At 72.9% G+C, this 9,041-nt stretch carries 9 protein-coding genes; 2 read left to right on the forward strand and 7 right to left on the reverse strand.

The annotated features are described in order from the left end of the window. The coding region (mptB, locus tag JHD21_RS17705) for a polyprenol phosphomannose-dependent alpha 1,6 mannosyltransferase MptB (RefSeq protein ID WP_292677854.1) at positions 1 to 948 on the reverse strand (948 nt) is incomplete at its 3' end. 99 nt (positions 949 to 1,047) lie between these two features. Here mptB and JHD21_RS17710 point away from each other — a divergent pair. Further along, positions 1,048 to 2,007: a metallophosphoesterase gene (locus JHD21_RS17710; RefSeq protein WP_292677856.1), complete on the forward strand. Its 960-nt coding sequence runs from the start codon at positions 1,048 to 1,050 to the stop codon at positions 2,005 to 2,007. Here the strand turns inward: JHD21_RS17710 and JHD21_RS17715 are convergent. From JHD21_RS17715 to JHD21_RS17740, 6 genes are all read right to left on the reverse strand, one after another. Further along, a complete protein-coding gene (locus tag JHD21_RS17715) occupies positions 2,004 to 3,008 on the reverse strand; it encodes an alpha/beta hydrolase (protein ID WP_292677858.1) in 1,005 nt (334 codons plus the stop codon). The two genes, JHD21_RS17710 and JHD21_RS17715, sit on opposite strands and share 4 nt — an antisense overlap. Beyond that, positions 3,005 to 4,393, reverse strand: a complete 1,389-nt coding sequence (locus tag JHD21_RS17720) for a wax ester/triacylglycerol synthase family O-acyltransferase (protein WP_292677859.1) — start codon at positions 4,391 to 4,393, stop codon at positions 3,005 to 3,007. Before JHD21_RS17720 ends, JHD21_RS17715 begins: the two co-directional genes overlap by 4 nt. Further along, a complete protein-coding gene (locus JHD21_RS17725) occupies positions 4,393 to 6,063 on the reverse strand; it encodes an AMP-binding protein (RefSeq protein WP_292677861.1) in 1,671 nt (556 codons plus the stop codon). Before JHD21_RS17725 ends, JHD21_RS17720 begins: the two co-directional genes overlap by 1 nt. A 12-nt stretch (positions 6,064 to 6,075) precedes the next feature. Next, positions 6,076 to 6,870 (reverse strand): lysophospholipid acyltransferase family protein, encoded by a 795-nt coding sequence (locus tag JHD21_RS17730; RefSeq protein ID WP_292677863.1) that lies wholly within the window; start codon positions 6,868 to 6,870, stop codon positions 6,076 to 6,078. After that, positions 6,867 to 7,706 carry an alpha/beta fold hydrolase gene (locus JHD21_RS17735; protein ID WP_292677865.1) on the reverse strand — a complete coding sequence of 280 codons (840 nt, stop codon included), beginning with the start codon at positions 7,704 to 7,706 and terminating at the stop codon, positions 6,867 to 6,869. Before JHD21_RS17735 ends, JHD21_RS17730 begins: the two co-directional genes overlap by 4 nt. Before the next feature lie 121 nt (positions 7,707 to 7,827). After that, the gene (locus JHD21_RS17740) at positions 7,828 to 8,502 is read right to left on the reverse strand and encodes a hypothetical protein (RefSeq protein WP_292677867.1); all 675 of its coding nucleotides are present in this window, start codon (positions 8,500 to 8,502) and stop codon (positions 7,828 to 7,830) included. A 138-nt stretch (positions 8,503 to 8,640) separates the two neighbouring features. Here JHD21_RS17740 and JHD21_RS17745 point away from each other — a divergent pair. Then, positions 8,641 to 9,041, forward strand: a 401-nt coding sequence (locus JHD21_RS17745; protein WP_292677869.1) for a Fur family transcriptional regulator, incomplete at its 3' end; no start/stop codon positions are given.

The following is a 9,041-nucleotide window of genomic DNA, read 5'->3' on the forward strand; positions in this document are numbered from 1 at the left end:
CGGTCCGCGTGTGGACCGCGGGACAGGGGCTCCGAGCCCGGCCAGGACGCCCACGGACACCGCGGCCACGGCGCCCGTGCGCCGGACCCGGTCGACCAGCCGGGCACCCGCCGGGAGGGAGACGAGGACGATGCCGAGACAGACCAGCCCACCGGGGGCCTTCACCGCCGCCGCCAGGCCGGCGAGCGCCGCGCCCCAGAACCAGCCGCGCTCGGCGCCCACGACGAGCGCCGCCGCCATCAGACCGACCATCAGGAGGTCGTTGTGCAGTCCGGCCACGCCGTTGGCGAGCATGAACGGGGAGACCAGGACGAGCGCGGAGGCGAGCGCCGGGTCCACGCCCGCCCAGCCGGCCAGCCGGGGCACGGCCCAGGCCAGCAGCGCCAGCCCCACGAGGGCCAGCCCGCGGTGCGCGAGCACCAGCAGCCACGGGCTGGCGGTGAGGTCCGCGGCGACCCCGCCGTACCCCAGCGGCAGCGGGCCGTAGGGCGCCGGGGTCTGCATCCACATCGGGTCGACCGCCTGGCGCAACGGGCCGGCGAGCATGTGCGGGCCGTGGGTGTAGGGCGAGATGTCGAGGGTGACGAGCATGCCCTGGGCCGCGTACGACCAGCCGTCCCGCGAGAACAGCGGCGGCGCCAGCACCAGCGGGGCGCACCACGTCAGCGTCGCCAACCGGACCAGCTCGACCCCGCCGGGACCGTCCCGGCGCACCGCGAGCCGGCGGCAGAGCACCAGCCACGAGGTGGCCAGGAGGCCGAGGCCGACCAGGACCAGGGCGAGGCCGGCCATCCGTCCCGGGGTGGTGCCGCGCAGCAGCAGGAGGAGCTCGCTCGGCTCACCCGAGTGCAGCAACGGCGTCGAGCGGGGCAGGGTGGCCGTGACCAGCCCACCCAGGAGGACCATCACGCTGCCGGCCGCGCCGCGAGCGAGGAGCCGGGCGACCACGACCCGACGCTAGGGGCGGCCCACGACCTCGTGCTGAACGCCCGGTGACCAGCACGACACCGCCGCTCCAACCCTGATGTCGGCAGATAGTCTCCGCCAGTGCAGTACGGCCAGTTCCCCCACCCACGGTTCACCGTCGCCCACCTCAGCGACGTCCACCTGCTCAGCCCGGGCCGCAAGCAGTACGACGCGATCGTCCCCGAGCTGGGCCTCATGCTCGTCCTCGAGCGGCTCTCCCGCCTCGACCCGGTGCCGGACGCGCTGGTGTTCACCGGCGACCTCGCCGACAAGGCCGAGCCGGCGGCGTACGCCCGGCTGCGCGAGCTCGTCGAGCCGTTCGCGGCGGGGATCGGCGCGCAGGTCGTCTGGGTGATGGGCAACCACGACGAACGCGCCCCCTACGCGAAGGGCCTGTTCGACCGGGACCTCGGCGACCTGGACGCGGACGCCGTCCCCGCCCAGGACGCGGTCTACGACGTGGGCGGGCTCCGGATCGTCTCGCTGGACTCCAGCACCCCGCGCTACCACCACGGCGAGCTCAGCGACGAGCAGCTCGGCTGGCTGGCCGACGTGCTCTCGACGCCCGCCGAGCACGGCACCATCCTGGCGCTGCACCACCCGCCGATCCCGGTGCCGATGATCCCCCAGGCGGCCGTCATCGAGCTGCGCGACATGGACCGGCTCGCGTCCGTGGTGGCGGGCACCGACGTCCGGATCATCCTGGGCGGCCACTACCACTACTCGACCTACTCCACCTTCGCCGGCATCCCCGTCTCGGTGGCCTCGGCGAGCTGCTACACGACCGACGTGGCGCCGCGCGACCGGCTCATCTCGGGGGTGGACGGGCACCAGGCGTTCACGATGACGCATGTCTACGACGACCGGGTCGTCAACACCGTGGTGCCGCTCGCCCAGGCTCCGGAGGTGAGCGGGTTCGGTCTCGAGATGCTCCCCCTCATCGACGCGATGAGCCCGGAGGAGCGGACCGAGACGATCAGCCGGAAGGACTCCGACTTCAACCTCGGCGTCGAGGGCCCGATGATCGAGCCGCAGCCCTAGCCAGCAGCAGACCTGCGCTGCGTCGGCGTCCGCGTCGTCACGTCCGCGACCGCCTCCAGGAACACCGGGAACCAGCCGGCGTGGTCCATGACCACGGACGCGTGACCGCCAGGCGCCTCGAGCACCTCGGCAGCCGGGATGGCCGCGGCCAGGGCCCGCTGGCGGCGGGCCGGGATCGCCTTGTCCCGGGTCGTGACGACCACCGCGGTTGGGACGTCGACCCCGCCGATCCAGGGCGCGGAGTTGAAGCGGCCCAGCTCACCGAGCACCTCGGGCATCGACCACGCGCTCGTGCTGCGGAACTCCCGTGCGCCCCAGCCGACCCGGTCCCGGGCGTCGTACGGCGAGACGTCCGGCAGGCCGAGGGCGAACCGCTCGACCTTGGGCTGGGCGACCCGGGACAGCGGGTTCATCGTCAGCGTCATGAGGGAGAAGAAGAGCTTCTCGCGGGCGTGGCCGCGGAAGTTGCGGGCGGTGGAGGCGAGCACCAGCCCGCTGACCCGCCCCGGGTGCCGGTGCCACAGCTCCTGGGCCACGGCCCCACCCATCGAGTAGCCGACCACCAGCGCCCGGTCGATCCCGAGGGCGTCCATGACCGCGGCCGCGTCGTCGGCGCAGTCGACGAAGCGGAACCGGTCGGAGTGGATGCCGCGGCCGTGCCAGCGCTGGTCGAAGGTGATCACGCGGTGGGTCCGGGCCAGCTCGGCGATCGAGCCGAACCAGCACAGGTACGCCGTGCAGCCGAGCCCGTGGAGCAGCACCGCCGTGGGGGCGTCGGGCGTGGGTCCGGGGACGTCGACCACGAAGGTCCGGCCCCCCGAGTAGCCGGCGGAGGCGGGCAGGTCCACCATCCGGCCCTGGGGGACGTCCTCGACCTCCGGCAGCGTGACGATACGTCCGGCGACCGCCTTGCCGAGCACGGTCGCGCTGTAGACGCCGACCTTGGTCCCCACCCGGGCCGTGGCTCGGGTGGTGCGCAGGATCAGGCGGGGGAGCTTCATGGGGTCTCCTTCGTCAGCTCGTGGAGGGCGGGGACGAACTCGGCGACCAGCGGTGCCAGGTCGGGCACGAGGTCCGGGCAGGACAGCAGGGTGACGTTCATCCGGTCCTGGTAGGACCAGGCGGTGACGTTGAGCCCGATGCCCTCGAGGATCGGGCCCACGCTGAACAGGTCGACGAGCCGCGAGTCTCCGAGCCGCAGCTCCTCGCGAGGACCGGCGACGTTGGACACGACCACGTTGAACGGGGCCGGGTGCCAGGAGGCGGCGCGCAGCCGGGAGTAGAGCCGCATGACCGCACCGAACGCCGCGGGCGGCGTGAACTGCACCCAGTCGACGAACATGTCGGGGCCGAGCGTGCGGTGCGTCAGCTTGGCCGCGTCGGTGACCCGGGAGATGGTCAGGAGCCGTTCGTGCGGGTCGTCGACGTCGGTGGCCAGGGTCGTGAACATGTTGGAGACCCGGTTGCCCTCCAGCCGCGGCGGGCCGTCCCCCGGGTCCGTGCCCACCGGGACACCGGCGGTCAGCGAGGACGACGGCCGCTCCCCCTTCGCGTCCAGCCACCGGCGCAGCGCTCCCGACACCACGCCCAGCACCACGTCGTTGAGGGTCACGCCGTGCGCGTGCCGGGCGGCCTTGAGCTCGTCGAGCGACAGCGTGACGGTCGCGAAGTTGCGCCGCGAGCCGAGGGGCCCGTTGAACGACGTGCGCGGGACGTCGAGGATCGGCCGCGGCGGCGACACGTCGGACCCCCGGCGGATCCGGACCAGGTCGACCAGCCTGCGGACCGTGCGGACGAGCAGCGCCGGCAGGGAGAACGCCTGCCTGACGGCGTCCGCCAGGGCGGCGCTCACCAGCTCGGGCCGCGACGGCGTGCGCTCGAGGACCGGCGCCGACGTGACGGCCGAGACCGCACCGGTCGCGTTGGCCAGGAGGTTGTTGGCGGCGTTGCCGTCCGCGAGCGCGTGGTGGAGCTTGGCGACGACGGCCACCCGCCCGCCCGCCATGCCCTCGCACACGTGCAGCTCCCACAGCGGCACCGACCGGTCGAGAGGGATGCTGACGACCTGGCCGACCACCTTCTCCAGCTCGCGCATCGTGCCCGGCGGCGGCACCGCCACCCGGAAGATGTGCCGGGCCGGGTCGAGCTCCTTGTCGGAGATCCACATCGGGTGGTTGAGGCGCAGCGGGTCCATGAGCGCGCGCTTGCGGAACGACGGCAGCTTGTCGAGCCGGGCCACGACCTCGTCGACGAAGGAGTCGAAGTCGAAGCCGCTGACCGTGGACCCCTCGGGGCGCTCGAGGATCGCGACCTTGACGGTGTGCATGTGCATGGTCGGCGTCTCGAGGTAGAGGAAGTTGGCGTCGACCCCGTCCATGCGCTGCATCACGAGCCTCCGGGGTCGGAGGCCGGCAGCTCGCGTTTCATGACCTTGCCCGAGTCGTTGCGCGGGAGCTCGTCGAGGAACGTCACGTCGCGCGGCACCTTGTAGCCGGCGAGCTGGGACTTCACGTGGCTGCGCAGGTCGTCGGCGCCGACCTCGGATCCCGGCTCGACGACGACGTACGCCGCCAGGCGCTGGCCGAACTTCTCGTCCTCGACGCCGACGACGGCTGCCTCGCGGACGCCCGGGTGCGCGGCGAGGGTCTCCTCGACCTCGATCGGGTAGACGTTCTCGCCGCCCGACACGATCATCTCGTCGTCGCGGCCCACGACGAAGAGCCGACCGGCCTCGTCGACGCGCCCGACGTCCCCGGACACCATGTAGTCGTCGAGGAACGCCTTGGTGTCACCCGAGGTGTAGCCGGAGAACTGGAAGCCGCTGCGCACGGTGATCCGCCCGACCTCACCGGGCGGCACCTCGCGGTCGTCGTCGTCGAGGATCCGCAGCTCGGTGCCGACCACGGGCCTGCCGGCCGTGTCGGGGGCCACCCGCAGGTCCGCGGGCACCGCCGTGCTGATCAGGCCGGCCTCGGTGGCGTTGTAGCTGTTGTGGATGACGTCGCCGAACCGGTCCATGAACGCCAGCACGGCGTCGCCGCGCATCCGCGACCCGCTCGCCGTGACGAAGCGGAGCCGGCCCTTGAGCGGGTAGCGGTCGAGCACCTCCGGTGGGAGCTCCATGATCCGCTCGATCATCACCGGGACGACACCGAGACCGGTGGCGCCGGAGCTGCGGACCATCTCGAGCGTGGCCTCCGGGTCGAACCGGCGCCGGGTCACGACCGTGCAGGCCAGCGTGGCCGCGATGACGAGCTGGCCGAAGCCCCACGCGTGGAACATCGGGGCCGCGACCACGACCGGCTCCCCCGCCCGCCACGGGATCCGGTCGAGCATCGCGGCCATCGCGTCGGTGCCGCCGTCGGCTCCCCGGGCCGCCCCCTTGGGGGTCCCCGTGGTGCCGGAGGTCAGCAGGATGACCCTGGCCGGACGCCCCGGCGGGTCCGGCGTGCCCCCGTCGTTGGCGCGGATGACCGAGTCCAGCGAGCGGACGTCGCCGCTGCCCGGCTCGTCCTGCCAGGCGACGAGCTCGACGAGGTCGCCCACGTCGGCGCGGGCGTGCTCGACGAGACCGGTGAACTCCTCGTCGTAGATCACCAGCTCGGCGTTCTCCCGGGCCACCACGTCGGCGAGCTGGGGGCCGGAGAAGCCGGTGTTGAGCAGCAGCGCGTCGGCACCGAGCTTCGTCGCGGCGCCGAGCGCGTCCACGAAGCCACGGTGGTTGCGGCACAGGATGGCGACGGTGCGGATCTCGCGACCGGTCGGCGTCCGCATCCGGGCGATGCCCGCGGCCAGCGCGTCGGACCGCCGGCCGAGCTCGCCCCAGGTGAGCGAGCCGCGCTCGTCGACCAGTCCGACCCCGTGGGGTCGGCGGGCGGCGGCCAGCGCGAGCCCGACGGTCGCGGAGATGCCGTAGCGGCGGACGGCCAGGCCCATCCGGGCGTACCGGTCCGGGCGCAGCGGTGCGATCAGCCCGGCGCGGGCGAGGGTCGCCGTCCGCCAGCGCGCGTGGCGCAGCCGCTCCGTCATCGTGGCCCTGCTCTCCCCGTCGGTCATGCCTGCCGCTCCCTAGCCGAGCACCGGGAAGCGCCGGGCCCTCGACAGCCGGTCGAGGGCGTCCTGCATCCGGCTGCGGATCTCGGCGTCGACCTCGGCGATGTCCGGGTCCTCGCCGAACTCGGCCCGGATGTCGATCGGCTCGAGTACCTGCGTGACGATCTTGGTCGGCAGCGGGAGGTTGGGCGGGAACGCGAAGGTGAGGCCGAACGGGAAGCCGAGGCTGACCGGGAAGTACTCCGACCGCATCAGCTTCTGCAGCCCGAAGAGCTTGGCGAGCGGCTCCCCGTGCCACAGGAACAGCTGGGACTCCTGGCCGCCGATGCTCACGACCGGCACGATGGGGACGTCGGCCTCCAGTGCCGTGCGGACATAGCCGGTGCGGCCGTTGAAGTCGATCTCGGCCTGCTTGCGGGTCGGCCGGAAGCTGTCGTAGTCCCCACCGGGGAACACGATGGTCACCGCTCCGGCCTCGAGCACCGCGGCGGCGTTCTCGCGGTTGGCCTCGACGAAGCCCGCGGCGCGGACGTGGGGGCCGAGCGCGCCGGTGAACAGCATGTCGTGCGCGAGCGTGTAGATCGGGCGGTCCAGGCCGAAGTGGTCGTGGAAGGCCACCGTGATGATCGGGACGTCCATCGGCATCAGCCCGCCGGAGTGGTTGGACACGATGAGCACGCCGCCCTCGGCCGGGATGCGCTGGACGTCGCGCACCTCGGAGCGGAAGTACTTCTTCATCACCAGCCGGAGGAACGGCAGCCACTTGCCGACGTAGTCAGCGTCCCGCAGGGTCAGGTCCGGCTCGCTCACGACGCCCTCCGCAGCGGGGCGGTCACGGAGGAGCGCAGCACCCGCCGCCAGCTGAACGGCACCGGCGCCGACGGGTCCTGGGCCAGCCGGTCGGTGACGGCCGCGAGGGCGAGGGGGTTGGCGACCAGGCCCACGTGGCTGCTGGGCACCGCGATGTTCTCGGAGGCGGCCGGTCCGTCGCCGGGATCCTGGGCGCACCCGCGCCAGGGAACGATCCCGTCGGTCCTGGAGTAGATCGAGGTGCTGAAGACCAGCAGCGGCTCGCGCAGCTCGTCGAGCACCTCCTCGGCCCGGGCGGACAGGCCGTGCGTACGCCGCGAGCGCTCGAACATCCGGGTGGTCCGGGTCCGCTCGCCCTCGGGCCGCCACGGCGAGCCGAGGGTGACCACCTGGCGCACCAGCTCGGGGCGCTGCTGCGCCAGCCAGCGGACCAGCAGACCCCCGAAGCTCCAGCCGACCAGGCTGACCGGCTCCTGGTGGTCGCCGTGCACCTCGTCGAGCCGGGCCAGCACCCCGTCGAGGACCTGGTCGGTCAGCCCGTGGTTGGTGCCGACCCCCCAGCCGTAGGGGTCCCAGCCGCGGTGGGCGAGGTGCCCGCGCAGCCGCGCGGTCGCCGCGTCCGTGGCGTGGAACCCGGGCACGACCAGCACCGGCCTGCCCCCGCCGAGCCCGCGGTCGGCCACCAGCGGGTCGGCGAGCAACCCGAGGAGCAGCGATCCGGCGTACTCCCCTGGGATGCGGAACGCCTCCCCGGCGGTGAGCACCAGGGACGGCTTGCGCAGGTCCGGGCGCCCGTCCGGGTCCCGTCCGATCCCCGCAGCTCGGAAGTCGTACATTCCGCGAGTATGCGTGGCTCCGCGGCAGAACTGCAACGCGTTCTAGTGCAGGTCACACTACCCGCGAGTAGGCCGACGCCCCGGTCCAGGAGGGCCGGGGCGCCGAGGCGGTACGCGGGGGTCAGGGCGCGACGTAGTCCGACGAGTCGCCCGTGATGATGATGTAGAACCGCTTGCGGTCCAGCGCGGTCGTGGGGCTGCCGTCGCTCAGCCGGGGGCTGACCACGAAGTGGTTGACGTCGTTGGTGCCGGTCGGCGCGCAACCGACGACACCGGTGATGCCGCAGCGGGTCGCGGTGATCTCACCGGAGAACTCCGGGTTGGCGTCGGGACCGGCGGCCAGGCCGTTGGTGTTGCCGTTGGCGTTCTGCTCGACCTGGTTCTGCAGGGCGATGCTGGCCACGATGCTGTTGTCGTCGAGCGGCTCGTTGGCGTCGAGGTAGACGTTGGCGATGGCTCCGGCCGGGACGGTGACACCGGTCGCGCCGGCGCCGTAGGCGGCCTTGATCTCGAATCCGCCGGACTGGGCCTCGATCTGCCCGGCCGCGTTGACGAGCACCCAGCGGGTCGCGACCGGGATGGTGCCCGGCTTGAGGTCCTTGGCCTTCACGCTGCCGTTGGCGATGTCCTTGGTGGTCAGCGACTGGTTCTTGACGTCCTTGCCGGTGAGCGAGCCGTTCCGGACGTCGCCGCCGTCGATGGTCGCGGCGGCGTAGCCGGTGCCGCCGAGCGCGACGAGCAGCGCGGCGGCGGAGAGGGCGAACGAAGGAGTGTGCAGGGCTGTGGGCAGTCGCATGGTCGAGCCTTCCGAGTCGTCGCGGCACCCCGTGATGTCCGCGTGGGTGGAGTTCGGAGCCGGCGGAGAGGCGGATTGGGCCGCACGCGATCCGGGTTCAATCTTGACTCGTTCCAGAAAAGCCAGTTAGGTGGGTGCGTGCCCGCCCCCACGGACCTCGAGCAGCTGTTGCGTGGTGCCGACCTGCGGGTCACCCGCCCGCGGCTGGCAGTGCTGGCGGCCGTCCACGAGCACCCGCACGCCGACACCGACCGGCTGATCGGAGCCGTACGCCGTGAGCTCGGCGACGTCTCGCACCAGGCCGTCTACGACGTGCTGCGCGCGCTCACCTCGGCCGGACTGCTGCGCCGGATCCAGCCGGCCGGGTCCGTCGCACGCTACGAGTCCCGCGTGGGCGACAACCACCACCACGTGGTCTGCCGCTCGTGCGGCACGATCGCCGACGTCGACTGCGCGGTCGGTCACACCCCCTGTCTCACCGCCTCCGACGACCACGGCTTCGTGGTCGACGAGGCGGAGGTCGTCTACTGGGGCACCTG

Source organism: Nocardioides sp. (assembly GCF_016462705.1).
Lineage (GTDB): Bacteria > Actinomycetota > Actinomycetes > Propionibacteriales > Nocardioidaceae > Nocardioides.